Here is a 25167-nt window from a genome sequence, read left to right as displayed (position 1 = left end):
TCTCAGGTGAGGGCGCCCGGCGAAACGGCATTCGCCGGAGCCGAAAAGGGGCGGCCATCGACGCCCCACGTGTCCATCATTGCCATCTCGCCCGCGTCTATGCCTTCCGCGATTCCGGCTGCGTCGAACGCAGAAGGCTGTCGCGCAATTTTGAAACCGACTGCTGGAGGACCGCGAAGTCGTCTCCGAGCCCGGTGGCCTCGATGAGCGCCGAACCCGGTTCCGCATCCACCAGTTCGCGGCCGGCCGGCGTGAGCGTGAGGCGCACCTGCCGCTCGTCGGCGGGATCGCGCCGGCGCTGCAGGTAACCCTCCGCCTCAAGCTTCTTGAGGATCGGCGTCAGCGTGTTCGATTCCAGGAAGAGCTTTTCGCCGAGCATGCTGACCGTCTGCTCGTCCTCTTCCGAGAGGGCCACCAGGGTCACGTATTGCGTATAGGTCAAGCCCAGCTTGTCGAGCAGGGGCTTGTAGGCGCGGCCGAAGGCGAGGTTTGCCGAATAGATCGCAAAGCACAGGAAGTTGGAGAGCTTCTTGCCGCCCTTTGCCGGCGTGGTCTCAGGGGCTTTCGCTGTCTTGGACGTAGGCATGGGGGTGTCCTTCTTTTTTCTCTTTCCGTATCTGCACTTAATATAAATCGCATCCGATTAAATCGCAATGGTGTTGACGCCGCGTCCGGCTTCATCTATATACATCGCATCCGATTGAAGCGGATGCGATTAAAAGCGAACAGAGAGGAAAATGACATGACCGAGAAGCTCCTTTTCACCGGCACGACCCACAATACCGGCGGCCGCAACGGCGGCACCGTGAGCCGCGACGGCACGCTGGAACTGAAGCTGTCGCAGCCGCATCCGGCTGCGGAAAACCTGTTCGGCGCCGCCTGGTCCGCCTGTTACATCGGCGCGATCGAGCTGGCTGCGCTGCAGCGCAAGGTCAAGCTTCCGGCCGGCCCCGAGGTCGATACCGAGATCGACCTGAACGTCAACGACGGTTCCTACTTCCTGCGCGCCCGGATGAACGTTCGCCTGGAAGGCCTCGACCGCGACGTCGCCCACGAAATCATCCATGCCGCCCACGAGATCTGTCCTTACTCCAAGGCGACGCGCGGCAATATCGACGTCGAGACCAATCTTGTCTGAGATCGCCTGAAAAATTCTCCTTGATTATCATCGGGATGTGCCGGACCTGGACCACCAGCCGCGGCGCATCCCGATACCTTCAGGTGTTCGGCGATATCGGACGGGTGTCGCTGACGATTTCACGCCAGATCGTCGGCGGCGATGCGAGCAACTTCGACAATGCGCTGCATCGGAAGTCGGGCCAATTCGGTTGCTTCCCTCACGCGCTCGGCGGACGGGGCATCGAGAAGGCAAAAAGACTTCTCCTCCGAGGGAACGAATGGCGAGCGACGGTAGCGGATGGGCTTGCCCTGTTGCGCCATCTCTGCGGTAACGGTTTCCGCACGGCTGGCGGGGGCGATGCTGCGATCTCAAACATCACCTTCGGAACATCCCGCCGGCGCGACAATCCCGATTTCGTGTGGACGAGACTGCGATCACACAGCTTCCCGCAAAAGCGCTTGTGAGAGCGGAATCACCGCTGAGGACGAGAATTGGCGCTCGGGGGGCAGACGGTACCGGATGATGCTTGTTCCTTTTCCAGCAGGAGCCGATCACGCTCTTCCTTGTGAATGGAAAAGTTGGCTTCAAAGGTCGCCAGCAATTTACTGGCGATCCCCGTGCTGCACCCGATTTCCTGAAGGTGGTCGATAATGCGGCGTTGGTTAGATACGTGCCGCGCGGCCTCTTCGACGTGCCTTTCGTTCAGGGCCAGATGCTTTTCAATGATCTCAAGGTCAACCATGCGGTCACCTCTCAAGACATCATTTCACCCCCGTCAGTTGTTACGCGGCACGGCAAGAGGCGCGCGACAACCAAGACAGGAGAGAAACGGCGGTCGCCCATCAAAGTTCCCCGCGAGGTCGGTTGCCTTATTGCCAGATCGGCCCATATTGGTCGTATCGTTGGGCAGTTCTACGGGCCCCATCGGCTGGAAGATAATTCGCGCTTTCGCCCCAGTTCAGGAGGTCGAGCGATGAATTCCACGGCCAATCCCAAGGCACTTCTTCCTCACGAAATGAATGAGATCGCGCGGATTTTTAGCGAAATCCTGAGCGAACGCGGGCTGCCGCGCGATTGTGAGGCGGCCGAAGCGATCGCAGCCCGCCTTATCAGTTGCTACCAAACGGGTATTCGCGAGAGCGGAGCATTAAAGTACACCATCGGTCTCGACCTGCGATCTGTTTCAACCGAAAATGCTGACATCGTCGACGCCGGAAGCCCTGAGGTTTCGATGCGGCAGATCGCAGGCGCTTCAGATAGCGAGATTGGTCCCGACGATCTCGAAATGCTCCAGCGCACTTTCGACCGCGTGTGCATCTGGTGCGACATTCCGCGCTTCGGGAAGCGGGCTGATCGATTGGCCCGCTCTCTGACGGATCAATTCCGAAAGGGAATGTCTGACGAGACGTCTCTGTTTGAACATGCGATGTGGCTGGAGCAGCGCTCCGACCCGAGCCGTCACCGCCCGGACGCGTAGGCACGCCGATCATTCTCTCCAGGTCAGCGACACGATCGAATGAGAGCATGCTAAGTTCTTGTGAAGCCAAGTGTTGGACGCACCGGGCTCGCGGCTGTCGTCCCCCCATTGGCGTTTCCGGACGAAGCCGGATGACGGCTCACACGCGGCGCTATAGGCGAACGGGCAGGGGAAATGCCACGCCAGGGGCCGCCGGCATCCAGCAATTATTCCACCTCGACCTCACAAGAATGTAATTTGGCCGATCGCCACCCTTGCTGGTATTTTCGCGCCTTCGCATGTACAGGGGACGGCTCCGGCCGGTGGACACATGCCTTACAATCTCACGGTCAATGGAAAGAACTATGCCGTCGATGTGGACGGCGATATCCCGCTGCTTTGGGTCCTGCGCGACACGATAGGCCTTACCGGAACCAAGTTCGGCTGCGGCATCGCCATGTGCGGCGCCTGCACGGTGCATGTGGACGGCCAGGCGGTGCGTTCCTGCGTGACGCCGGTTGCCGACGCCGCCGCAAAACAGATCACCACGATCGAAGCCATCGGCGACACGCCCGAGGGCAAGCGGGTGCAGCAGGCCTGGCTCGATATCGACGTGGTCCAGTGCGGCTACTGTCAGTCCGGGCAGATCATGTCCGCGACCGCGCTGCTCGCCGCCAATCCGAAGCCCAGCGACGACGACATCGATGCGGTCATGGCCGGGAACATCTGTCGATGCGGCACCTATCCGCGCATTCGCGCCGCCATCAAGCTGGCAGCACAGGGGTGATGAGATGTCCATCTTCGACAGGGCCAACCTTGCCTTATCGCGCCGCCAGCTTCTGATCGGCGCATCCTTGACGGGGGCCGGACTGGTGATCGGCCTCAGGCCGCAGCCGTCGGCCGCAGCCACGGAATCCTTCGCGCCGAACGCCTTCATCCGCATCCCGCCGGAAGGCAAGATCGCCTTCATCATGCCGTCGGTGGAAATGGGGCAGGGCATCTATACCGCGGTCGCCATGATGCTCGCCGAAGAGCTGGAGGTCGGCCTCGACCAGGTGGTGCTGGAGCATGCGCCCGCCGATCCCAAGCACTATGCCAATCCGCTGCTTGGCGACCAGATCACCGGCGGCTCGTTCGCCATTCGCGGCGTCTACGAGCAGATGCGCAAGGCCGGTGCCGCCGCCCGCATCATGCTGGTGAGTGCCGCGGCCGCCGACTGGGGCATTTCGCCCGACGCCTGCAAGGCAGAGGCCGGCCATGTGGTCGAGACCGGAGGCAGCCGGCGGGCCGCCTATGGCAGCCTGATTGCGGCGGCGGCATCGCAGGCCGTGCCGCAGGAGGTGCCGCTGAAACCGGCATCGAGCTACCGGGTGATCGGAAAGCCGGCGCACCGCCTCGACAGTCCGGAAAAGGTCAACGGCACCGCGAAGTTCGGCATCGACGCCCGGCCGGAGGGTGTGTCCTATGCGGCGATCGCGATCTGTCCGCATTTCAACGGCAAGCTCCGCGCGGTCGACGAGGCTCCGGCGATGGCGGTCAAGGGTGTCAGCCAGGTCGTACGCATCGACGAGGCCGTCGCGGTCGTCGCCAACAACACCGGTGCGGCGCGAAAAGGGCTTGCGGCGCTTTCGATCGAATGGGATCCGGGGCCAAGCGCCACGGTCTCGCAGGCGGAACTCGAGCGCCGGATGGACGCGGCGATCGACGGTGAGGCCTTGCGGCACATCCATGAGGGCGACGTGGCGAAGGCCGAGGCCGAGCACGGGCCGGTGCATGAATTCATCTACCGCATGCCGATCCTCACCCATTCCGCCATGGAGCCGATGAACTGTACGGTGCATGTTCGCCCCGATAGTTGCGAGGTCTGGGTGGGAACCCAGATCATGGGGCGGACGAGACAGGTGGCCGCCGAGGTCACCGGCCTGCCGGTCGAAAAGGTCGTCGTCCACAACCATCTGCTCGGCGGCGGCTTCGGCCGGCGGCTCGATGTCGACGGCGTGATCCTGGCGACGAAGATCGCCAAAGAGGTCAACGGCCCGGTGAAGGTGACCTGGAGCCGCGAGGAAGACATCCGCCACGACTGCTATCGCTACCTCAACTACAGCAAGGTCACGGCGACGCTCGGTCCCGACGGCCTGCCGGTTTCCTGGCGTCACCGGGTCATCGGGCCCTCTGTCATGGCGCGCTGGATGCCGGCCTTTACCAAGGACGGCATCGACCTCGACCAGATGGCCGGGGCAGAATCGCCCTATCAGATCCCCAACCGGTACACGGACTTCGCCCGCCACGAGGCGCCGGACGGCATGCTGACGGGCAACTGGCGCGGCGTCGGGGCGACGCGCAACATCCCGCCGATCGAAGGCGCCATCGATGAACTGGCCAACGCCGCAGGCATCGATCCGCTCGACTATCGAAGGCGGCTGCTGCAGCACAAGCCACGGCTTCTTGCCGCGCTGAACCTCGTCGCCGAAAAGGCCTCCTGGTCGACGGCGCTTCCCGAAGGCAAGGGAAGGGGCATCGCGCTCACGGAGGACTTCGGCAGCTTCGCCGCGATGATCGCCGAGGTCAGCATCGGCGAGGACGGCCGGTTCCGGACGGAGCGGATCGTCTGCGCGATCGATTGCGGCCAGGTGATCAATCCGGACACGGTGGAGGCACAGATCCAGAGCGGTGTCGTCTATGGCCTGAGCGCCGCGCTCTACGGCCGCATCACCGTCGAAAACGGCGCCGTGGTCGAGGGCAATTTCGACGATTCGCCCGTCCTGCGCATTCATGAGACGCCGCCGATCGAGGTGCACATCGTGCCGAGCACCGAGGCGCCCGGCGGCATCGGCGAGCTGGGGACGCCGGGTGTGGCGCCGGCGCTCATCAATGCGATCCATGCCGCGACCGGCAAGCGGCTCAGGACTTTGCCGATCGGCCAGACCGATCTCAGGAGGGTGTGACCGTGACCAAGCGAACGCTCGCCCTATCGCTTGCCGCCGCTCTCGCTGCGGCCGGTCTCGTTGCCGCCCTTGCGCCAATCACCGGTTATGCCGAAACATCCGGTGGCGGCCCGCTGAAGGCGGCCTCCGAATTCTCGTCGATCGCCGATGCCAAGGAGCGCTCGAAGGCGATCTTTGCTGAAGCAAGCCGCGTGCTGACGCATCCGCGCTGCATCAACTGCCATCCGGCGACGCGGAGCCCGACCCAGGGCGAGGACATGCATCCGCATGTGCCGCTGATGATCGCGGCCGACAGTTCGATGGGGCCGGCCGGCCTTGCCTGCAGCACCTGTCATGGTGCGGAGAACCGCGGGATCGTCGGCAGCCGTCTTAAATCCATTCCCGGCAACGCCCATTGGCAACTGGCGCCCGAAAGCATGGCCTGGCAGGGCCTCACCGTCGGCGAAATCTGTCGGCAGGTGAAGGACACGGAACGCAACGGCAACCGCTCCCATGCCGATCTCATCAAGCACATGGGCGAGGACCACTTGGTCGGCTGGGCCTGGCACCCGGGCGAGGGCCGCAGCCCGCCGCCCGGGTCTCAGCCGGAGTTGGCCGCGCTGATCGCCGCCTGGGTGGATACGGGTGCGGAGTGCCCGGACTGAGCGGCAGCTCATGTCCGGACTGAGCCGCAGCTCATGTCCGGAGTGAGCGGCGTCTGAGATCGCTGAGCCGTTTCGCGGCGTGCGGCAAGCTCCGGCCTGATGGATGCTGTCGCCTGTCGGTCGATGCCTCCCGTCGCGGCTTGACAAAGGTCCGGGACTGTTCGACCTTCGCGCCATGACCTGCCGCCTCGCCAAACTGACGACCTCGAAAAAAGCCCCGTGCCCGGGGCTTTCGGTCGTTGCGCGCAGAGCATAGCAAGCACAAGGATCAGATCGACCCCGCCGGTTCGGACGGGGTTTTTGCTTGCGCTCCGTCTCCGGTCCTTTGAAGGAGATGGAATTCATGGAAACCACAGGTTCAACATGGCCGTCGGCGCTTGGTGGTCTCTGGCTGCCGCTGATCACGCCCTTTCGCGACGGCGAACTCGACGAAGGTTCGCTGCGCCGGCTCGTAAAGCACTATGCCGGCGAGCCGATCGACGGCTTCATTCTCGGTGCGACCACCGGCGAGGGCATGGCGCTCGACGAGGCGGAATGCGAGCGGCTGGTTGCGGTCACCCATGAGGCGCTGTCTGCGGCGGGCCGGCGCATTCCGGTCTATTTCGGCCTTTCCGGCAGCGATACGCTGAAGACGGTGAAGGCGCTTGCGCGGACCGAGGCGTGGGATGTCGCGGGCTATCTGATTGCCTGCCCCTATTATACGCGGCCGTCGCAGCGCGGGCTATTCGCCCATTTCTCGGCGCTTGCCGACGCCACCGGCCGGCCGATCCTGATCTACAACATTCCGTACCGGACCGGCGTGAACCTCGGCAACGAGACGATGCTGCAACTGGCGGAACGGGAAAACATCGTCGGCGTCAAGGATTGTTCGGCGGATGCGACGCAATCCTTCGATCTGCTGCGCCACAAGCCCCGGGATTTCGCGGTGCTGACCGGCGAAGATCCGCTGTTCTACACGGCGCTGACGCAAGGGGCGGAAGGCGGGATCACGGCTTCCGCCCATGTGCAGACGGCAGCCTTCGCCGCTGTTCGCAACAGGCTGATAGCCGGCGATCAGGCCGACGCGCTTTCCGACTGGCAGCGTCTTGCCGATCTGCCGCGGCTGCTGTTTGCCGAGCCGAGCCCGGGGCCGATCAAGCACTGGCTCTGGCGTTCAGGGCTGATCGACAGCCCGGAAATGCGCCTGCCGATGGTGCCGGTGAGCGACGGGCTGGCAGCACGGATCGACCAGGCGATGGCGGCGCAGCGGCAGGGGTAGCCACGCCATCGGGCGCGAGGGGGCCGATAGTCACCGCCAGAAGAGCTTGGCGTCGATCACGTCGTCGAGCGCGTTCTGCGCGTGGTCGATCAGCCTGTCCTTGTCGGTGTGCACGACCAGCGTTTCGGCGTCCGGGTGATCATCGAGGCCGATCTCGCCGAGCACCAGCGGCCCGGAGACGAGATCGTTCAACGTGCCGAGCCGGCCCTGCAATGCGGTCATGGCATCGATGAAGCGCTTGTAGCGCCTCGCGCCCCGCTTGTCGTCAAACAGTGCGGCAAAGAACTCGGCGGCATAGCGCAGTTTCTTCGCATCCTTGCGGGCCTCGTGCCGCTGCTCGTCGCTGACCTTGGCGAGCGCGCGGCCGTGCTTCTTCAGCTTCCGCCGCGCCCGGTCGAGAACGGATTCGGCAAAATCGGCCACCGGCCGGTCGCGAAGCTCGGCGGGCGGCGTCGACAGGTAGTCGCCGCAGTGCAGCCATTGCTGGAGATCGAAAAGAAGCGCACGGCCGCGTCCGCTGTCGAGCGCCTCGAAGGCTTCGGCATAGCGGGCGGCGCGCGCCGTCTTCAACTGGTCACGCAATTCCGGCTCCGGGTCGCGCGTCAGGAGAACATCGACGTCGCGGGCCTTGCCGAGGACGCCGGCCAGCCATTTCAGCTCACCCTTGATGCGCTGGCTCTCTTGGTCGCCGAGCAAATCCTTGTAGAGCGAGATGGCCGAGCGCAGGCGGCGAAGGGCGACGCGGGACTGGTGCAGCGCCTCCGGGTTCCGGCGTTCACGCAGCACGTCCTCGTTCAGGCGGTAGTGCCTAAGACAGGCAAGCGCGATGGTGCGGAAGCTCTTCGTCACCCGCATCTCGCGGTCGAGCTCGACCGGCTCCGCCTTGAAGACGACCGGCTGGGCGTCGATCAGGTGGAAGCCGCGCTCGGCCTTGGAAAGAACGCCGAAGCGGACGGGAACGATCGCCTCGATGCGGCGGGCGAGGGTGAAAAGCGCCTCAGGATCGCCGTCCTTCAGCTCAAGTTCGATCTCGCCGACGGCGGTCTGGCGGCTGCCCGCGGTGACCATGCCGCGGTCGAGCACCGCTTCGATCCTCGTGCCGTCCTGATCGACCTCCCAGGTGCTGCGCTCGACCTCGACGGTAAAGTGCGGCTCCAGGTCGTCGGGCTCCAGGCCGAACTCGGCGGCAAGCGGGGTGGTGCGATCGACGACCGGCTCGTCGGCGGAAAGCGGCTGCTCCCATTCCGCACGGGCAAAGACCGAGGCGCCGGGGCCGGTCGCCTTGATCGTCTGGATGCGCGCCGCGCCGATCGTGCGGATGCGCAGCGTGAAGCCCGACTGGTAGAGATCACGGCCGCGGGTATCGAAATAGACGGACCGTTGTTGCTCTACCCGCGCCGACTCCCCGAGGAGGCGGGACTCGGCGAAGCGGGCGAGATCTTCGGCAGAGAGCTCGAGCTTGAGTTCGATTTCCGTTTTCAAACCATCCTCCATGAGCGCAGGGGCGATGTACCCAACCCCATTTGAGCACAATGGTTCATGGTTTGAATGACATGGATCATATGGCGCGAACCTTGGGGCCGCCGGAAATCTCTCTTACGGAGATGTAAGTGCGCGGCGAGCGAAAGTCCGGCCCGACATTTGCGGCCCAGCAACTGATTGGAGTGCCGCAATTCCGGACGGAAAACCGCTTCGCACTTTTCCTGGAATTGCTGTTTGTAATACCGCAATTCCGCACGGAAAACCGTTTCACACTTTTCCTGGAATTGTTGTTTGTAATACCGCAATTCCGGACGGAAAACCGTTTCACACTTTCCTGGAATTGTTGTTTGTAATGCCGCAATTCCGGACGGAAAACCGTTTCACACTTTTCCTGGAATTGCTTTAAGCTCCCGGCATTTCATGCCACGGAATTGATAAATGTCGCTTCGCCTTGCCACCTTCAACATCGAAAACCTGTTGAGCCGCTTCGATTTTTCCGGTTTTCGCAACCAGCTCAAACAGGATCGGGTGCTGAGGCTCTTCGACGTGAAGAGCGAGGCGGAATATCAGCGGCTGGAGGAGGCGCGCACCATCGCGCATACGGATGATACGCGGCAGATGTCGGCCTTGGCGATTGCCGATTGCGACGCGGATATCCTCTGCCTGCAGGAAGCCGACAACATGGCCTCGCTGCAGGCCTTCGAATACAACTATCTGTTCCGCATGGTCGGCAACGGCTACCGGCAGAAATACCTGATCGAGGGCAATGATTCGCGCGGGATCGACGTCGCGGTGCTGATGCGCGAGGAGACGCGCGACGGCCAGCCGATCGAGTGCCTGGACGTGAAGAGCCATGCGGGACTGACCTATGAGGATCTCGACCTCTTCAACGACCAGATCGCGCTGACCAACCGGCCGGCCGACCGCATCTTCAAGCGCGATTGCCTGGAACTGGATCTCAGGATCGGCGGGCGGCCGCTGACGCTCTATGTCGTGCATTTCAAATCGATGGGGCCGGCGCGCGAAGGGCTCGACGGCCGGCAGGCGACGATGCCGCTCCGCGTGGCCGAGGCAAGCGCCGTGCGCCACATCATCGAAAGCCGCTTCGGCCGCGGGCGCACCGCCGACAAGATGTTCGCGATCTGCGGCGACATGAACGACTACCAGGAGAAGGTGAACATTCTCGGCGACCGGCGCAACGGCTACCAGTTCGTGCCGCACGAGGAGGAGACGAGCTCGCTCGACGTCTTCAGCCATGACGGCTTCGTGGAAAACCCGATGCTGCGGCGGCCGGTGATGGATCGCTGGACGCTGTTTCACAGCCGCGGGCCGCAGGAGCGCCATCTCTGCCAGCTCGACTATATCTGGCTGTCGCCGGCGCTTGCCAAGCGCAATCACGCCCAGGTGCCCGAGGTCATCCGCGGCGGCCAGCCCTTCCGCACAATCTTTCCGCCGGGGCTGGAAGTGGAGCGCTACCCGCGCACCGGCTGGGACCGGCCGAAGGCGTCGGATCATTGCCCCGTGGCCATTACGCTGGACGTGTGACCATGGGCGCTCTTGAAAGCAATACGGCGCTCTGGCCGGCCGAAGGCGTCATCATCCCGATCGACGACGTCGAGATCCGCGTCAACGGCGCCGCGCATCCGTTTCATCTTGGTGAGGTCGAGCGCGCGCAGGAGAACTGGCAACGGGAAATCGCCGCCAATCCGCATCTCTTCGATGGCCGCATGGTGCTGCAGCGGGCGCTCAGGATCGAGGACGGGCGGATCCGCGGCGAGGGGCACGTCGTGCCCTATTCGACCTTTCTCTGGTGGCGGAAGACGCGGGCCGAGGGTGCCTTCCATCTCTTTGCCATGCCGGCGATCCTGTCTTCCGACGGCGCCTTGATCCTGGTGCGCATGGGCTCGCACACCGCCAATCCGGCCCGCGTCTACAGTCCCTCCGGTTCGCTGGAACCCGAGGATATCGTCGACGGGCGCTGCGACATTGCCGGCAACATCCGCCGCGAGGCGCTGGAGGAGACAGGCATCGATCTTGCGCTTGCGACAGTCGAGCCCGGCTATCACCTGTTGCACATGGACCGCGCCGTGACCGTCATCCGCGTCTACCGCTACCCGGAAACGGCCGCGGCGCTGGTTGTGCGCGTGGCGGCGCACATTGCCGCCGATCCCGAGCCGGAGATCGACGAGGCGATCGCGATTTTCGGTCCGGACCCGGGCGCCTACAACTATCCGCCGTTCATTCCACCCATTCTGGAGTGGCTGTTCTGGCGAGAAACGTCGCTCTGATTTTGAGTCAACGGGGCGTGATACCCCTTTGTATCTGTGAGCCAATAGCCTTTGCCGCCCGACTGGCGCTGGGCGGCGGCTGCGCGCCGGTCGGGTGCCGCGAAGGCAAGAAGGCGCCTCGGCACATCCGCGGTTAAAGAAATCGTGATTCGCGCCGAACTGTGTACCGGTGCTCTTAAGCCTTGCCGCACGCGTCACGACGTTGCAAAGTTTCGAGGTATATTCGCAAGGGGACATGAATGGCGCTGAGCTACGCGATCTACGACGTCTTCACCGACAGGCGACTCGAAGGCAATCCACTGGCTGTGGTCTTCGGCGCCGACCGGCTGGACGACGGGGCGATGCAGGCGATCGCGCTGGAATTCAACCTGTCGGAAACGGTGTTCATCCGCCGGCCCGGCGGCGCCGCGCATACGGCGAAGCTCAGGATCTTTACCCCTGGCCAGGAACTGCCCTTTGCCGGACATCCGACGGTTGGCGCGGCGATCGCGCTTGCCGAGGCGCAGCACGGCGCGATCGAGGAGGGGATCGACCTCGTGCAGGTGCTGGAGGAGAAGGTGGGGCCGGTGCGTTGCGCCGTCCGCCTCAAGCCCGGTGCCGCGAGCTTTGCCGAGTTCGACCTGCCGCGCAAATCGGTGCGGCTCGATGCCCGCTTCGACCGGCAGGCGATCGCCGACGCACTGAGCCTGAAGCTCTCGCAGATCGGCTTCGAGAACCATGTACCTTCGTTCTGGAGTGCCGGCGCCCCCTTCGTGATGGTGCCGGTGCACGACGTCGCGACGGTTTCCTCGATCGAGTTCGATTCGCTGCGCTGGGAACAACTGACGCCGATGGCCGAGGGGCGGCTGGCATCGGCCTACGTCTATTGCCGTGGCGGCGTGAACCACACGGCACGCTTCCATGCCCGCAAGTTCGGCCCCGGCGCCGGCAGCCTTGAGGACCCGGCGACCGGCTCGGCCGTGGCGGCTCTCTCCGGCGCCATCCATTATTTCGACCAGTTCGTCGACGGTCATCACCCCGTGCTGGTCGAGCAGGGGGTGGAAATGGGACGGCCGTCCTTCATCCACCTGCATCTCGATATCACCGGCGGGGAGATCAGCACCGCCCGTATCGGCGGCCATGCGGTGAAGATCGCCGCGGGCGAACTCTATGTCTGAAGGCGTGGAGCCGTCATTAGAGGCGTGGAGTCGTGCGTCTTGGAAATTTCAGCTTAATCAGCGCTTTAGGAGAAATTTGGTGGGTGATCACGGGCTCGAACCGTGGACCCGCTGATTAAGAGTCAGCTGCTCTACCAACTGAGCTAATCACCCATCCGCGACCGCTTCGGAGTGTCCCGTCGCTGTCGTGAGGGGGCGTATAAAGGCGTTCGATTGGCTTGTCCAGCGCCTTTGTGAAAATCTTTTGAAAAATTTCTTGGGGCCGGCGAACTCGCTGTGGAGAAGGCGGCATCCCTCCGCGGATGCACGTAACAGGAGAGGCGTGACGAAAGACGGGCGAACAACGGCCGCTTTGATCTGGGCGGCCGCTTCATCGACGTGCGCTGATCGCGCAGCCAGGTGAAAGCAAGGGCAAGCGATCTCCGAGCCAGATGGAAACGGCTGTGAGTTATAGATGCGCGACGCAATTACCCTCTTGAGTGTCATCAAGTCGTGCGCTAAAGCGGCGCCACGGATGGGTGATTAGCTCAGTTGGTAGAGCAGCTGACTCTTAATCAGCGGGTCCACGGTTCGAGCCCGTGATCACCCACCAGATTTCTCCTAAGCGCTGAATAAATTTCGCTCATTTCGGAGCTCGTCAGTGGACGAAGCGTGGGCTGATATTGGTGAGAAGCATCACCACCTTGTCTTCTATCGCCTGGCAGTTGCTTTCATAGACGAGAGTCAGAGGCTCATCCGACATCGCGTGCTCTCTCAGTTCGTCACGCGTGATCACGGCGACGCCATAGGCCGCCATCAGGTTGTTGAGCGCCAGGAACCTCAGCTCTGAAATCTGTTTCCGATGCCTTGGCAGCCGTAGCATGAGCCGCGCCCGACCGATCTTCTCGAAGTCCATCGATTCACCTCGAATGCCCTATGAAGGGTAGTGTCCCCCACAACCAGGCAGGTGGCAACAGACGGCGGCCGTGTTTCTTCAGGGGCAATGCCCTTTGGCGGCGAGGCTCGTTGCGAACCGGGCAGGGGCGCTGAAGCCATTGCCGGCGGGTCGGTGACGATGTCGACGATCGAACCTGCGGCCACGGGGTGCCGAAGAGCGGCAGCCCGGATGGTCACCGGTTTTGCCGCGTGACGCATGACAGGGCCGTAACCACCACCTGTTGCTTCCGTGCAACAGGTGTTTCGTCATTCCGGCAGTCTGCGATTGTGGTCTTGCCCGGAAAGTAAGCTTGTGTAATTTTCGCCAAATCGGAGCTCAAACTAGAGGAGGCATACGATGAATCATAATTTTGTGCAGATGCTCGCCTCTGGTGGAATGGCTTGCTCGTCTCGACGACCACGCCATAATTCTCTGGGTTACTTTGGCGCATAAGCGCGACCCGAGCTCTGCCTTTTCGTATTTTCCATTTTGACTTGATGTGACCGGTTTCCGGAACGCGATTCCGTGTCCGCGCGCATCTATAATCTAGAGGACCCGGCCGCTCGCGGCGGGATCAATCATGCACGAATTGCAACTTCGCTCCGCCGGCGCCTTGCCGGCGATCATGGACGACCTGTTTCGAACGTTCGGCTTCCGCCGCACGGTCGGCGCTTTCCTCGTTGCTGCCTGGAGGCGTCGCCGGACGCTCAACCAGCTCAGCCATCTCTCCGACCGCATGCTTCGCGATATCGGCGCGGAGGAAGTGGTGAAGAAGCCTGAGATAGCCGACATTTCGCTTTGGCAAATGCCGGTCGGCTATCCGGTTGCCAGGCACAACTGAGGCCCGCCCTGCAGCGCCGCACGTCTTATCAGACGCGCAAAGGTCGCTGTAGAACTTTGAGCTGCTGCATGTCTTTGTCCTTGATCGAAGTCGATTTAAGGAGACATGCAGCAGCAGGCCTCTTCCCTCATCGATCAAGGCTCACGATTCGGGGTGTCCGGACCGCGGATCCTCCTGATCCGGCGCAGCCGTCGCCGATTGCCGTTCGGCGGCGAGCTTGGCGGCGCAGTCGTGCCTTATCATCGCGGCGGCGAGGTTCGCCCGGCCGGTACCGGTCGCTTTGGCCTTCGCCGCCGCCATGTCCCTGCACCAGTTTGCATCGAGAACCTCCTCCGGGATGTGCGGCATGCAGGACGACAGAAGCAGCAGCGAACAGAGGAAGACGGCGCGCATTCGGGGCTCCATTGGCGGGTGCCGGATTCATAGCATCGGCAAGCCGGAAGAGAACAGGGCAGTGACGCTGACGGACAGGTTTGTGCGGCGCGCGCTCTCTGCCGGTCCACACGGACCGCCGGTCGACCTCGAAGTCTTAGAGCACGATGCGTCAGGCACGAGGGAAGACGCCTGGGCGGAGTCTTTTAGTGTTTGGGTCGTCACCCCGAACAACAGACCTCGCAGAACCCCGGACACGCGATACATCGAGGTCCCGCGATATAGTTTCCCTGTCCTTAGGGATCATGTGACCAAGGCGATCGCGGCTTGCCAGCGCGACACCTGGGAGGAAAGCCTGAAAGAACTGCGCAAGCGCTTTCCTTGGGAATACGAACCCCGTCGATCCCGATGAGGCACGGCACCTTTGGTGGCTTGCCGACAGGGCCGGCGCATGGCCGCCGGGCCGCGATTACGCCACGGCGTCCCGGCCGTCTTGTCTGATGCGACCACCCGCTGCCGGCCGGTGCGGCAGGGGTGGTCGCGTTTTAGGGCCGTTACTGGCTGGTAGACGGCTGCGTTGTTGACGGCTGCGTCGTGGACGGTTGGGTCGTCGACGGCTGGGTGGTCGACGGCTGCGTGGTCGAGGGCTGAGTCGTCGACTGGCCAGGCGTTGCCGGCTTTTGTTCGGTCGTCGAGGGTTGTGTCGTCGTCGTTGCCGGCGCGGTCTCGGTCGCTTGCTTGGCCCCCGGTTTCAGGAACACGACGCCAAGAACGATGAGCACGATCACAACCACGATGCCGATGACTGTGTTTCGATTCATGCAGGCTTCTCCTCAGGTTAAGTGCCTCAGAGCTGTAAATGGAGCGGTCGGTCGAATTATCAACGGCCAAGCTCGCGGGTCGGTTGAAAAACCAGCGATGCGGCTGCACGGCGATCGGGCGCCCGTTTAGCTCACGATCAAAGGCATTGCCGGAAGCGGCGCAGGTTTAACGCTTGCCGCCGGCGGCGCCCTTGGGCGCCGCGCGTCTTATGAGACGCGCAAAGGTCGCTGTAGCACTTTGATTTGCTGCATGTCCTTGTCCTTAAATCGAGCTCGATCTAAGGAGACATGGAGTAGGGCACGGGGGTGATGAAACCGAGCCGCAGCAATTGCTTCGAACCGCCGAATTTCACCGAGGATTGGGAAAAGAGCTGCAGCGCGCCGGTGCTGGCGAGCGCTTGCGTCATCTTTGCATAGGCCGCCGAGCCATCGAAATATTGTCCGTCGGCAACGGCGTCCTCGAAGACCTTTTCGTAGTCGGCGAAGAACTTGAAGTGCAGGAGAGCGCCGAGCACAGGGGCGAAGTTGCGCTGATAGGGCAGCGGCTGATGGATGCTGGCGCCGAAGCGACAGTTGCCGTCCCAGAAGATCAGCGGATACTTGATCAGTTCCAGGTCCGCGTCGAATTCGCGGTGGCGTGCGCCGCCCTTGACGGTGATGGCGCGCCGGGTCGTCGCCAGCGAATAGCCGCGGCTGTCGAAATGATCGGCGATTTCCCAGGGCGCGCGGGTTTTGAGCTGACTGACGTCCGCGGCGCCGAGATCTATCGGATACATGTCCAGCATCGGCGCCGGCAGCCGCGAAATCTTCAGATCCTCCAGCGCATGGATGACCGACCACAGCGTGCGGCTCTCGCACTCGTCGTAGATCAGGAATTCATCGGAATCGACGTTCACGTACCAGCGGTCGTCGCCATAGAGCTGAAACAGCACCTCCCGCCAGAGGCGGCCGCGCCGGGCTTCCCTGTAGCGCAGCGCAGACGCCCACAGGTCGACATCGGGCTGGCCCAGCAGATATTCGCGCGTGCCGTCGGTCGAAACGTCGTCGACGCAGATGAAGCGGGTAACGCCCAACGACCGGTAATGCGCAAGAAAGCCGGGCATCAGTTTGGCGTCGTTATGCGTGAGGAAGACCAGCGGAAGATCATCGGGATAGAGCGAAGTCTGCCCGTGCGGGCTGACGCAGCGCAATTCGACGTCGCGGCTCGCCGACCGTTCGCGCCGCTCCACCTTGGCCGATTCATACCAGGTGATCAGACGATCGAACAGGTTCCGGTCCGCGATCATCTCGGCGTCGGATCGATCCCTGAAAGGATAGGTAATGTCTTTCATTCCGATTCCGATAAGTATTCTTCATGCATAATATAGCGGGGGCTTAGATCAAAAACGCCGGTGAAGCAAATGCGGAACGCCGTGGTTCCGGGTGTCGCGGCCGGCGGTGCATCAGATGTCGAGAAGATGCAAACCCTCTTACGCCGGGCGCAAAATCGTACTAACTGGCGGTGAGTAGATCCTTGGGACAGAGCATGAAACGCCTTCTTCGTTCGATCCGGAAGAAAATCCGCTATCTTACCAATGCACGCACGGTGACGATCGATGGCATCCGGCTGGTGTCCGACGAGGCGCGTGCTCCGGCCGTCGTGCGCGACCTGATGTACCGCGAGGTCTACGAGGACACGGAGCGCAACATCCTGCTTCGGCTGCTGAAGCCCGGCTCGAAGGTGCTGGAGGTCGGAACCGGCGTCGGCTTCATCGCGCTGCTTGCGGCAAGGACCTGCGGCGCTTCGAACGTGCTGACCTATGAGGCCAATGCGACGCTGGAGCCGCTGATCCGCGAGAACTTCCGGCTGAACGGCATCGAGCCCACCTTGCGGCTCAAGGCGATGACGGCCGACGGGCGCAAGATCTCCTTCTTCCGCAGCGAGAACATCATTTCCTCCAGCGCCTATGACCGCCAGCTTCCGGGCGCGAAGGTGGAGATCGAAAGCGACATCTTTTCCGAGGTTCTCGGAACCTATCGTCCCGACGTGCTGATCATGGACGTCGAGGGCAGCGAGGACGAATTGCTGCGCGTCGCCGATTTCGGCTCGGTCAGGGATATCCTGGTGGAACTGCACCCGCATATCATCGGCGAGGCGAAGGTCGAGGAATTGAAGGCGATTCTCGCGGCCAGGGGCTTTCGGCAGGGCGAGACCGACCGCAAGACCTTCCATTTCCACCGGAATCGCGCTTGAAACCAGCCGATTTCCCACGCCGCGAACGCGACCGCGCAACTTTTTGGCGGGTCGTTTGTTACTCCTGCATTCATGTTCACGTCGCTAACCTTGGGGTCCACTCAACGGGTAGCGAGTGGAGGAGAAAGATATGACACACACAATCAGCAAGATTCTGGCCATGGCCGTGATCGCCGCGGGCGCCGTTACCGCGCTGCCTTCGGTATCGCCGGCGCAGTCCCTGGACCTTTATATCGGCCCGCGCGGCGACAACGGCGATTATCGCGACTACCGCCGCTATGACGACGAGGACGAGTACTATAGACCGCGGCGCGGCTGCAGCCCCCGCCAGGCCATCCGCCGCGCCTATGGCTACGGCATGCGCGATCCCGAGATCGCCGGCATGAGCCGCAACCGGATTGTCGTCGAAGGCATCGGACGGCGTGGTGAATACGCCAGGATCGATCTCGCCAACCGCGGCGGTTGCCCGCGCATCCGCTAAGGCGCCTCCTTGTCGCGACCGCGCACCCGCCGCGGTCGAGGCGCTGTCGAAAATTCCGTGCCGCGCAAGCATGCGCGCGATGCCTTCGTTCGCGATGCAGCAACTGAAAGTGCTACTGCGACCTTTGCGCGGCTGATAGGACGCGCGGCGTTGTAGGCGGCGGCGTGATGCCCGTGCCCGGCCCAGTGCCCGGCTAAGGGCGATGCGGGAAGGCTGCCGATCGGTTCACTTGCGCAGGGGCAATGTGCTAAAGCGTCCGCCGATGATCACTCCGGCCTCTTCGATATCCACGCCGCTCGGCGAGCGCGCCTGCGGCACCTGCACGCTTTGCTGCCGGCTGCCCGATATCGACGCGTTGGCGAAGCCGGCGAACGACTGGTGCCGGCATTGCATCGACGGTGAGGGGTGCCGGATCTACGAGCAGCGGCCGCAGCTCTGCCGCGATTTCCTCTGTCTCTGGCGTACGGATGCGGCGCTGGGTGACGCCTGGGACCCGGCGCGCTCACGCATGATGATCTATCGGCAGGGGCCGCAGATCACCGTTCTCGTCGATCCGGATTTTCCGGAAATCTGGAAGCAGGCGCCCTATGCCGAGACGCTGCGGCGCTGGGCGCGCGAGGGCGACGGCGGGCAATATGTCATCGTCTTTGTCGGCGACGCCGTGTTCAAGGTCGAGTGACCTGCGGTCACAGGCGGCCGAAAAAGAGAGCCCCGCACGAGGGCGGGGCAAGCAGGCACCCAAAATGGCTCGGGGTGCGGGGAAGCGCAGTCCAGAAAGAACGTACTGCGCGGTACGGAAGCTAACGCGCTTCCGCCCGCCGGGGGAAGGCCTGATTCGGCGATTCCGGTACGCTTGCCAAAATAAATCCCGAGACGGGGCGCGGCGCGGCTATAGCCGTCGCGCTCGTCTTTCGCCGCACCCCGTTTTGAGCAGGACGATTGACTTTGTCATGCCGTGCCGCATTTCCGCTCCTGCATGTCTCCTGAAATCGACCCCGATCCAAGGACGAAGACAGGCAGCAAATCAAAGTGCTACGGCGACCTTTGCGCGGCTGATAAGACGCGCGGCGCCGTGGGAGAGACCGACAGAGACGATGATGTCAAAGACGATGCTCATGGTTCTCTGCCTGGCGCTTCTTGCCGTGACCGCCTGTGGCAACACGGCGCGCGGTTTTCGCCAGGATAGTGTCGAGACCGGCCACGCACTCGACGACGCGACGCACCGGGTGCTGAAGTCGACCTCGAAATAGGGCGCGATGCGGGAAGGGACACTTCCGCCCGTTCTGCATTGACCTTCCGCCTTCGAGCGGAATCGCTTGAAAGCGGAAAGATGCCCTGGAATCAAAGTGCTAGAGCGGCCTTGCTGCGTTCGTCCGAACGCATGGCGCTCTGGTCCGGCGTTATCGCGGCCGCAGTGCGCTCGGCTGGGCGACCGTTTCGCCGCTCGAAAAGATCACCACGGCAAAGAGCAGTACGCCGATGAAGGCGACGATCGAGGCGGCGGCGACGACGGGTTCGATCTCGGGCCTGCCGGTAACCATCAGATAGAGCGACGGAACGAGCACGCCGACGCCCGAGGTGTAGACGTAATACTGGATCATCGCCAGCCGGCGCTCGGCCTTGGCCGGGTTGAGCGCATAGTAGATGCCGAAGATCGCCATCGTGACCCAGCCGAGCAGGTTCGTATGGGCGTGCGCCGGTGTGGCGGCATGATCCTGGCTGATCGCCATGTGCAGACCGATCGTCAGGCCGATGATCAGGAAAATGATTGCGGTCTTGAAATAAAGATGGGCAAGGCGCGGCATCGAATCTCTCCTCTTGTGCTCCCCGCCCGCTTTATTAGCATTTTTGCAAATTAATGATGATTGCCAAATTTGGGTATTTTGCCCGGTCGCGATTGTCGCGAGCGGATCTGGAGCGCCGTCATGTCTCATGAGATGCGTGGCCCTCCGGGAGGCCGGGCGGTTGCTGCCGCCAGTTCGGCGCGCTTGCGCGTGGCCATGTCGTTGAAAGCGCTGAGGTTCAGGCGCTGCAGATAGGCCGATATCGCGGCTTCCACGCCATACTCGTTGCCGCCTTCGGCTTCCCAGAAGGCTTCCATGGCGGCGAAGAGGGCGGATTTGTCGAGCGCCGCCGTCATCCGAGATCGCACCCGAACTGCTGGCGATGGTTGAGCGTGCCGTGCGCGGCCTGGCTGTAGGGTGGCCGTTGCGCTGCGAAATCCGCGCACCATCGTTCCCAGGCGTCGGAGGTGCGGACAAAGGCCGGCAGCTTGTGTTCCTCCGCGGGGGTCTGGTCGTAGCCGTCGAGCCAGGCGCCGGCGACCGTCTCGGTGACGTCCTCGCCGTGGAGCGCGTCGAGATCGAAGCGGATCAGCCTTACGACATGCTCGCCATCATGCGTCCGGAGCCAGTCGGCAGCGGTCCTGCAGGTGGTGCCGACGGTGTCGGTTTCCTCGCAAAAATAGCCGGCGCCGAGCGTCATGACGGCGAGAATGATCTCGCGTCCCTGAAGGAACGGCGCGGTGCCCCTCATGGTGTCCGCGATCAGCACGTCAGGCATCCGTCACCTCGGTCCGTTCGAGGGGCGCTCAGGCGGCCCTTGCGGGCTGCCGTCGGTCCCTCCGGTTTCGTCTTTGCCGGAATATAGGAAAATTCCTATTTGTCGGTCAATAGGAAAGGTGCGGCCGGCAGGAATTTTCTTCGCGGCCGCGGCGGCGAATTGTCGATAGGCGATTATTTGTTCTTGTTTTGTTCTGTCGATTGCGCCACCTTGGGGCCGCCATTCCAGGTGGCGGAAAGGAGCATGGGATGATCACCTATTTCGTCGTTCAGAGCTTCACGCTGGGGAGCCGCGGGGCGCTCATTGCCGACAATCCGGTGCAGGCAACCGCGGCCGAGCAGGCGGTGCGGCTGGCCGAAAGGCTGGCGGCAACCAAGGTGGGCGTCGTTGCCTTCAGCCGCTCGGGCGATCTTGCGACCGGGGACTTCGAGGACGCCACGGTGCTCTTCATGTCGGGTGACTTGCCGATGGAGATCGAGGAGGGGATGGCGGCGTGAGGTGCCGCGGCGGGACGGCTATGAAGTGTTGGCGTACGGAGCTGGTCCCGTCGGACTCTGCCAATATCGCCGTCCAGAGCGCCGTGCGCTCATGGCGGGGATCCGGCCACGCGAAGTCTTTCGCGTGAAGGAACTCTTTCGCGCCGTCGATGCGGCGCTGCCGGATGCCTGTGACAAGCACAGGAACGAGGGTGGTTTTGACAGGCGCCATATTTCCCGTCCCTGTCGGCGACAGGCGGCGGCCAGGTCCGGTCGCTTGTCGTTTTTCTCCGGTGCGACCATCGAGGTTCGCATCATTTTGCCGGGGAGCGACATAACGCCTTGAACAGGCGGGAATATTTCCGCTCTTGGCTTGCGGCTATCGGGCGCTGTATTTGCCGACGACCCGGTGGCAGAAGGACCACTCGACCCGACTCTCGGTGAACTCCAGGAAGGGGTTGTACTGCCTGAGCGTCCATTCGCGGTCGTTGAAGGAGACCAGCCGCTTGATGATCGCTTCGGCGTCGTTGGCGGGCGGCACGTGATAGAGCACCACGTCCTTGTCGCGCGCCGGCGGCAGATGCGGGTGGACGAGCGCCATGTCGCCGGGTTCATAGGCCGGGATCATCGAGCTGCCGGTCAAGTAGATGCCGTAGGCGCCCCTGACGCCTTCGAGCACCGAGGGGCGCTTGACATATTCGACCGCATCGAAGGTGACGATGACGTGGCCGTCGCCGCCTTGCGCGGCGGCGAAGATCGGCAGGTCGCGATGGCCGACGAGCTGTTCGCCGGGCACGATCTGCGGCGCGAAGCCGGGCGCGCGCCTCGGGGACGCCTCGCCGGCGGCCGGTGCGCCCTGGATCAGGTCGATGATCGTGCGGGCGTCGCGCTCGCGCAGTTCCCGCGGCGTCTCGCGCTCCACGAACTGCTGGATATAGGCATGGTTCTTCGCGATCGCGATCGACAGATCCTTGTAGGTCGTCTTCTTCGCTTCGACTGCTTCCCGGATGAGGCGGCGCAATTCGTCCATGGCACTGGCATCCCAGATTCCGTTTCTGACGTCCAATAGGAAATTTCCTCTTGATGAATGTAGGAAATCCTACTACGAATAGGATGTCAACGGAAATGAGCGGCTCGCCAGCGGCGGCGAGGAAATAGCTGCATTGGCGCGCAAGGAGCGCGATGGAATGGCCGTGCCAGACGGAGCGGCCAAACGCGAACGCATGGGAAGAAGGCATGGTGCAGGACGGTCTGGAAAGGGTTGCAGGGCAGGGCGCGCTTGCCCGGGAAGGTGAGAGCAGTGGTGCCCTGCCGGTTTCGCTGCGGCCTCGTTGCGACGCTGCCGTTTCGGCAGGTGGCGGGGCAGTCGCGGCCGCATGCCGGCCGACCCGGCCGAGCGGGGAGTAGCGACCATGCGCATCACCGCGATCGTCGAAGCCTTGGTTCAGTCCGGTGCATCGCCGGAGATGATCCTTGGCGCCGTGCGCGCCGCCGAAGCGGGACAGCAGTCGGAGCTCGAGCGGCGGCGGGCAAACGATCGCGAACGGCAGCAGCGTCATAGGGCGCATGTGACGTCACGCGATGTCACGGCGACCGGTGCCGCCCCCCTCTCTGATAAAGAAAACTCCCCCGCACCCCCTAAAGAAACTAACTCTCCCGACACGACTCCGGCCGGGGGCGGCGATCAGTCCCGTCTTCACCGGGAAGAAGCCGATGCGCGGGCCTCGCGAGGCCAGCGCAGGGCCAGCCGGTTGCCCGCGACCTTCGAGCCCGACTGGGACTTCGCCGCCGGGCTCGGTTTCGGATCGGCCGAGGCGGCGATCGAATTCGACAAGTTTCGCGACTACTGGACCGCCAAAGCCGGCCGCAATGCCACCAAGCTCGACTGGGCGGCGACGTGGCGGAACTGGATGCGCAATGCCGGCCGGCCGGCGCTTCCGCCCCGCGCCGCAGGCCGGCCGGGCGCGCGGGACCCGGCCGGTGATGCCGGACCGCCGCGACGCGGCTCTCGCCAGCAGGCGCCACCGCACGAGACCGCCTTTGCCCGCCACCAGCGGGAATGCAGGCAAGCCATTGAAAACGAACTCAAAGGAAAGCGAGACAATGACGCATTCGGAGATGATGACCTTGCCGGCGGAGGCCCGGCTCTCGACCTTGAGCCGGGAGATTACCGCGCTCACTGAACGGCTGGCGCCGGCAGGCGAGACGGCGGTGCTGCGCAGCCTCGATGCGATGCAGACGGCCGGCATGACCGTGCCGCAGGGGATCGAGCCGAGGAAGATGCTTGCCGTCTACCACTATGCGCTCGCCGGCGTGCCGGGCTGCGGCCTCGCGGCTGCGACGCAGAAGCTGATCCGCGGCGCCTATGCCGCCAACGCCAACGTGCTGCTCGGCACGATCCCGAAGCCGCCGGTGCTGGCGGCACTGGCGAGGGCGGAGGCCCTGACCATGCGGGCGGAGCTTGCCCGCAAGCGCGAGACGGTCGCCGCCCTCGATAGCCTGAATGGCGGCCGTTCGGAGGCCAGCCGCGCCCGTGTTCGCGCGCGGCTTGAAGCGTTTCGCCAGATGCATGCAGCAGCCAAGGCCGCCAGCCAGACCGGAAGCGCGCCTGCAACCAGGGAGATCCACCATGCAGCCTGAGGCAGCGGAATTGGCAACGGGAGAGGCGGCCGCCGGCAGGGCCGCGGGCAATGGTGCGGCGACGGCGAGGGCGGTGCCCGGGGCGGACGGCGCCGCCGCGGCCGGTGGTGCCGCTGCCGCCGGCAGGGTGCGCCGGCGGCGCGGTGGACAGGAGCCCGGCGCAGGCGCCCCGGAGAGGCGGAGGACGCCGGCGGACGACACGACCGGAGACGGGGCGGCGGGGCCGGGCGACGCGCATGCCGAGGGGTTGACCGGGACGGTCGCGGCCGGCGGCGAGGCGGCACCCGCCGCGAGCCTGGAGGACCTCGCCGGTATCGTCGCGGTTCAGGTGCGGGCGCAGGTGCGGCGGATCGCGGAGCTGGAACTGGCGCTCGCCGACGCCGAAGCGCGGCTTCTCTCGCAGGCGCGGGTGATTTGCGGGGCGGCGGATGCGGCGGGCGGCGATCTCTTCAGCCGACGGCCGGTGCGCGAGATCATCGAGGACGTGCTCGGCGCCTATCCCGGCGTCACCTGGGAGGAGATCATCGGCGTCGGCCGCGAGCGGCGCCTGGTCGAGCCGCGCCATCGCTGCATGGCGGCAGTCTACGAGGAGCGCAAGGATCTGTCGCTGCCGGCGCTCGGCCGCATCTTCCGCCGCGACCATACGTCGGTGCTGCATGCGGTCAACAGGCGCGGCGCCAGCCGGTAGCGGCAACCTTTTGATTTTTAATGATCTTGCATCCGCGCCGGGCCGGGCGATGCCGGCCGGCGGCCATGATGACCGAATGAAACGAGGAAACGACACGATGACATCCAAGGCAGAACGCATCCGCATCAAGCGCGCCAGCCGGGCCGGACGGCCGCGCAAGGCCGATGTGGCACGCTATCCCGGCGGGCAGATCAAGCACGGCGAGACCGAGCGGGAGGTACGCTCGGTGGCGCTCGACGCGCGCAAGCGCCTGCATTTTTCCGGCAGGCGCGACGTCGACGTTGCCAGCCCCTTTGCCGGCTACACGCTCGGCCGCATGTTCCTCGACGGCAAGCTGACGGCGCATGAGCGCGAGGCCGGTGATGAATATGCCCGGCAGATGGCGCGCTATTACAGCCTCACGGGCATTCCCTTTCCGAGCGTCAGGGCGCAGTCGCTCTTCAGCGTCAGGGGCTTTGCCGGCGAGACCAGCGCCGAGCGCGCCAGGAGCGCCCGCCAGGCGGCGAACCGGATGATGGAACTGGAAGGCGTGCTTTTGAGACTCAAGGACGGACCGCAGGTGAAAACGACGGTCTTCAACGTCTGCATCATGGACTACGAGATGCTGCGCACCATGCCCGAGCCGCAGCTTGCCTGGCTGAAGCGCGGGCTGACCGAACTGCACTGGCACCTGGGGCTGTCGCGGGAGAAGGAGGTGGGGTGATGGAGACGCAAGTGGAACAGGTGAACACAGAGCGCCATGGACGGCATCGTGCTGAGGTTCATTCAATTGCCCACCACCTCTCTC

At 63.8% G+C, this 25167-nt stretch carries 31 protein-coding genes and 2 tRNA genes; 21 read left to right on the top strand and 12 right to left on the bottom strand.

Annotated elements, in window-relative coordinates; genetic code table 11:
- Nucleotides 1-97 precede the first annotated feature (97 nt).
- Nucleotides 98-586, bottom strand: a complete 489-nt coding sequence (locus tag AC1Z3V_RS28745; protein WP_483503179.1) for a MarR family winged helix-turn-helix transcriptional regulator — start codon at nt 584-586, stop codon at nt 98-100.
- A 156-nt stretch (nt 587-742) separates the two neighbouring features.
- Here AC1Z3V_RS28745 and AC1Z3V_RS28740 point away from each other — a divergent pair, with 156 nt between their 5' ends.
- Entirely contained in the window at nt 743-1138 is a 396-nt protein-coding gene (locus AC1Z3V_RS28740; RefSeq protein ID WP_429807114.1) for an Ohr family peroxiredoxin, read from the top strand.
- A 119-nt stretch (nt 1139-1257) separates the two neighbouring features.
- Here AC1Z3V_RS28740 and AC1Z3V_RS28735 read toward each other — a convergent pair whose 3' ends face one another.
- On the bottom strand, nt 1258-1440 hold the full coding sequence (locus tag AC1Z3V_RS28735; protein WP_483503177.1) for a nickel-binding protein: 183 nt from the start codon (nt 1438-1440) through the stop codon (nt 1258-1260).
- A gap of 206 nt (nt 1441-1646) precedes the next feature.
- On the opposite strand from AC1Z3V_RS28735, the gene AC1Z3V_RS28730 reads away from it, so the two are divergent.
- The 5 genes from AC1Z3V_RS28730 (at nt 1647) to dapA (ending at nt 7423) form a co-directional block, all read left to right on the top strand.
- The gene (locus AC1Z3V_RS28730) at nt 1647-2597 is read left to right on the top strand and encodes a hypothetical protein (RefSeq protein ID WP_483503175.1); all 951 of its coding nucleotides are present in this window, start codon (nt 1647-1649) and stop codon (nt 2595-2597) included.
- Between the two features lie 310 nt (nt 2598-2907).
- Nucleotides 2908-3363, top strand: a complete 456-nt coding sequence (locus AC1Z3V_RS28725; protein ID WP_429807126.1) for a (2Fe-2S)-binding protein — start codon at nt 2908-2910, stop codon at nt 3361-3363.
- A 4-nt stretch (nt 3364-3367) separates the two neighbouring features.
- Nucleotides 3368-5521 (top strand): xanthine dehydrogenase family protein molybdopterin-binding subunit, encoded by a 2154-nt coding sequence (locus AC1Z3V_RS28720; RefSeq protein ID WP_483503173.1) that lies wholly within the window; start codon nt 3368-3370, stop codon nt 5519-5521.
- Between the two features lie 2 nt (nt 5522-5523).
- The gene (locus AC1Z3V_RS28715; protein WP_483503171.1) at nt 5524-6165 is read left to right on the top strand and encodes an Isoquinoline 1-oxidoreductase subunit; all 642 of its coding nucleotides are present in this window, start codon (nt 5524-5526) and stop codon (nt 6163-6165) included.
- Nucleotides 6166-6508: 343 nt separating this feature from the next.
- Nucleotides 6509-7423, top strand: a complete 915-nt coding sequence (dapA, locus tag AC1Z3V_RS28710) for a 4-hydroxy-tetrahydrodipicolinate synthase (protein ID WP_483503169.1) — start codon at nt 6509-6511, stop codon at nt 7421-7423.
- 30 nt (nt 7424-7453) lie between these two features.
- Here the strand turns inward: dapA and AC1Z3V_RS28705 are convergent, their stop codons facing one another.
- Entirely contained in the window at nt 7454-8905 is a 1452-nt protein-coding gene (locus AC1Z3V_RS28705; RefSeq protein WP_483503167.1) for a CYTH and CHAD domain-containing protein, read from the bottom strand.
- Between the two features lie 438 nt (nt 8906-9343).
- Here AC1Z3V_RS28705 and AC1Z3V_RS28700 point away from each other — a divergent pair, with 438 nt between their 5' ends.
- From AC1Z3V_RS28700 to AC1Z3V_RS28690, 3 genes are all read left to right on the top strand, one after another.
- Nucleotides 9344-10450, top strand: a complete 1107-nt coding sequence (locus AC1Z3V_RS28700; protein ID WP_483503165.1) for an endonuclease/exonuclease/phosphatase family protein — start codon at nt 9344-9346, stop codon at nt 10448-10450.
- Nucleotides 10451-10452: 2 nt separating this feature from the next.
- Nucleotides 10453-11193: an NUDIX hydrolase gene (locus AC1Z3V_RS28695; protein ID WP_483503163.1), complete on the top strand. Its 741-nt coding sequence runs from the start codon at nt 10453-10455 to the stop codon at nt 11191-11193.
- 239 nt (nt 11194-11432) lie between these two features.
- Entirely contained in the window at nt 11433-12350 is a 918-nt protein-coding gene (locus AC1Z3V_RS28690; RefSeq protein WP_483503161.1) for a PhzF family phenazine biosynthesis protein, read from the top strand.
- 77 nt (nt 12351-12427) lie between these two features.
- Here AC1Z3V_RS28690 and AC1Z3V_RS28685 read toward each other — a convergent pair.
- A tRNA-Lys gene (locus AC1Z3V_RS28685) sits at nt 12428-12503 on the bottom strand.
- A 363-nt stretch (nt 12504-12866) separates the two neighbouring features.
- On the opposite strand from AC1Z3V_RS28685, the gene AC1Z3V_RS28680 reads away from it, so the two are divergent.
- Nucleotides 12867-12942 (top strand) — tRNA-Lys (locus AC1Z3V_RS28680).
- Between the two features lie 45 nt (nt 12943-12987).
- On the opposite strand, the gene AC1Z3V_RS28675 is transcribed toward AC1Z3V_RS28680, so the two are convergent.
- Nucleotides 12988-13245, bottom strand: coding sequence for a hypothetical protein (locus AC1Z3V_RS28675; RefSeq protein WP_483503159.1), 258 nt, complete (start codon nt 13243-13245; stop codon nt 12988-12990).
- Between the two features lie 601 nt (nt 13246-13846).
- Here AC1Z3V_RS28675 and AC1Z3V_RS28670 point away from each other — a divergent pair.
- The gene (locus tag AC1Z3V_RS28670) at nt 13847-14107 is read left to right on the top strand and encodes a DUF1127 domain-containing protein (RefSeq protein ID WP_483503157.1); all 261 of its coding nucleotides are present in this window, start codon (nt 13847-13849) and stop codon (nt 14105-14107) included.
- Between the two features lie 141 nt (nt 14108-14248).
- On the opposite strand, the gene AC1Z3V_RS28665 is transcribed toward AC1Z3V_RS28670, so the two are convergent.
- Nucleotides 14249-14500 carry a hypothetical protein gene (locus AC1Z3V_RS28665; protein WP_483504197.1) on the bottom strand — a complete coding sequence of 84 codons (252 nt, stop codon included), beginning with the start codon at nt 14498-14500 and terminating at the stop codon, nt 14249-14251.
- On the opposite strand from AC1Z3V_RS28665, the gene AC1Z3V_RS28660 reads away from it, so the two are divergent.
- Entirely contained in the window at nt 14406-14891 is a 486-nt protein-coding gene (locus AC1Z3V_RS28660; protein WP_483504172.1) for an Imm8 family immunity protein, read from the top strand. The two genes, AC1Z3V_RS28665 and AC1Z3V_RS28660, sit on opposite strands and share 95 nt — an antisense overlap.
- Nucleotides 14892-15033: 142 nt before the next feature.
- On the opposite strand, the gene AC1Z3V_RS28655 is transcribed toward AC1Z3V_RS28660, so the two are convergent.
- Complete coding sequence (locus tag AC1Z3V_RS28655) at nt 15034-15300, bottom strand: hypothetical protein (protein WP_483503155.1); 267 nt, start codon at nt 15298-15300, stop codon at nt 15034-15036.
- A gap of 278 nt (nt 15301-15578) precedes the next feature.
- Nucleotides 15579-16556, bottom strand: coding sequence for a glycosyltransferase family 2 protein (locus tag AC1Z3V_RS28650; protein ID WP_483504171.1), 978 nt, complete (start codon nt 16554-16556; stop codon nt 15579-15581).
- Between the two features lie 269 nt (nt 16557-16825).
- On the opposite strand from AC1Z3V_RS28650, the gene AC1Z3V_RS28645 reads away from it, so the two are divergent.
- From AC1Z3V_RS28645 to AC1Z3V_RS28630, 4 genes are all read left to right on the top strand, one after another.
- Nucleotides 16826-17533 carry an FkbM family methyltransferase gene (locus tag AC1Z3V_RS28645; RefSeq protein WP_483503153.1) on the top strand — a complete coding sequence of 236 codons (708 nt, stop codon included), beginning with the start codon at nt 16826-16828 and terminating at the stop codon, nt 17531-17533.
- Nucleotides 17534-17663: 130 nt separating this feature from the next.
- Entirely contained in the window at nt 17664-18014 is a 351-nt protein-coding gene (locus AC1Z3V_RS28640; RefSeq protein WP_429807164.1) for a hypothetical protein, read from the top strand.
- 262 nt (nt 18015-18276) lie between these two features.
- On the top strand, nt 18277-18693 hold the full coding sequence (locus AC1Z3V_RS28635; protein ID WP_483503151.1) for a hypothetical protein: 417 nt from the start codon (nt 18277-18279) through the stop codon (nt 18691-18693).
- Nucleotides 18694-19111: 418 nt separating this feature from the next.
- Entirely contained in the window at nt 19112-19264 is a 153-nt protein-coding gene (locus tag AC1Z3V_RS28630; RefSeq protein WP_429807170.1) for an entericidin, read from the top strand.
- Nucleotides 19265-19414: 150 nt separating this feature from the next.
- On the opposite strand, the gene AC1Z3V_RS28625 is transcribed toward AC1Z3V_RS28630, so the two are convergent.
- The 3 genes from AC1Z3V_RS28625 to AC1Z3V_RS28615 all read right to left on the bottom strand — a co-directional run bounded on the left by AC1Z3V_RS28625 (nt 19415) and on the right by AC1Z3V_RS28615 (nt 20576).
- Complete coding sequence (locus tag AC1Z3V_RS28625) at nt 19415-19819, bottom strand: hypothetical protein (RefSeq protein ID WP_483503149.1); 405 nt, start codon at nt 19817-19819, stop codon at nt 19415-19417.
- A 125-nt stretch (nt 19820-19944) separates the two neighbouring features.
- On the bottom strand, nt 19945-20154 hold the full coding sequence (locus tag AC1Z3V_RS28620; RefSeq protein ID WP_483503147.1) for a hypothetical protein: 210 nt from the start codon (nt 20152-20154) through the stop codon (nt 19945-19947).
- The gene (locus tag AC1Z3V_RS28615; RefSeq protein WP_483503145.1) at nt 20151-20576 is read right to left on the bottom strand and encodes a hypothetical protein; all 426 of its coding nucleotides are present in this window, start codon (nt 20574-20576) and stop codon (nt 20151-20153) included. The genes AC1Z3V_RS28620 and AC1Z3V_RS28615 overlap by 4 nt, the downstream gene beginning before the upstream one ends.
- Before the next feature lie 248 nt (nt 20577-20824).
- On the opposite strand from AC1Z3V_RS28615, the gene AC1Z3V_RS28610 reads away from it, so the two are divergent.
- Nucleotides 20825-21073, top strand: a complete 249-nt coding sequence (locus AC1Z3V_RS28610) for a hypothetical protein (protein WP_483503143.1) — start codon at nt 20825-20827, stop codon at nt 21071-21073.
- A gap of 358 nt (nt 21074-21431) precedes the next feature.
- Here the strand turns inward: AC1Z3V_RS28610 and AC1Z3V_RS28605 are convergent, their stop codons facing one another.
- Nucleotides 21432-22082 (bottom strand): S24 family peptidase, encoded by a 651-nt coding sequence (locus AC1Z3V_RS28605; RefSeq protein ID WP_483503141.1) that lies wholly within the window; start codon nt 22080-22082, stop codon nt 21432-21434.
- A 382-nt stretch (nt 22083-22464) separates the two neighbouring features.
- On the opposite strand from AC1Z3V_RS28605, the gene AC1Z3V_RS28600 reads away from it, so the two are divergent.
- From AC1Z3V_RS28600 to AC1Z3V_RS28585, 4 genes are all read left to right on the top strand, one after another.
- Nucleotides 22465-23235, top strand: coding sequence for a hypothetical protein (locus AC1Z3V_RS28600; RefSeq protein ID WP_483503139.1), 771 nt, complete (start codon nt 22465-22467; stop codon nt 23233-23235).
- The gene (locus AC1Z3V_RS28595) at nt 23156-23692 is read left to right on the top strand and encodes a hypothetical protein (protein WP_483503137.1); all 537 of its coding nucleotides are present in this window, start codon (nt 23156-23158) and stop codon (nt 23690-23692) included. The genes AC1Z3V_RS28600 and AC1Z3V_RS28595 overlap by 80 nt, the downstream gene beginning before the upstream one ends.
- Nucleotides 23682-24380, top strand: a complete 699-nt coding sequence (locus AC1Z3V_RS28590) for a helix-turn-helix domain-containing protein (protein ID WP_483503135.1) — start codon at nt 23682-23684, stop codon at nt 24378-24380. The genes AC1Z3V_RS28595 and AC1Z3V_RS28590 overlap by 11 nt, the downstream gene beginning before the upstream one ends.
- Before the next feature lie 97 nt (nt 24381-24477).
- Nucleotides 24478-25083, top strand: coding sequence for a hypothetical protein (locus AC1Z3V_RS28585; protein WP_483503133.1), 606 nt, complete (start codon nt 24478-24480; stop codon nt 25081-25083).
- Nucleotides 25084-25167: the final 84 nt, after the last annotated feature.

Source organism: Ensifer sp. 38_S197 (assembly GCF_056924495.1).
This window is presented reverse-complemented; position numbering and strand designations above follow the sequence as displayed.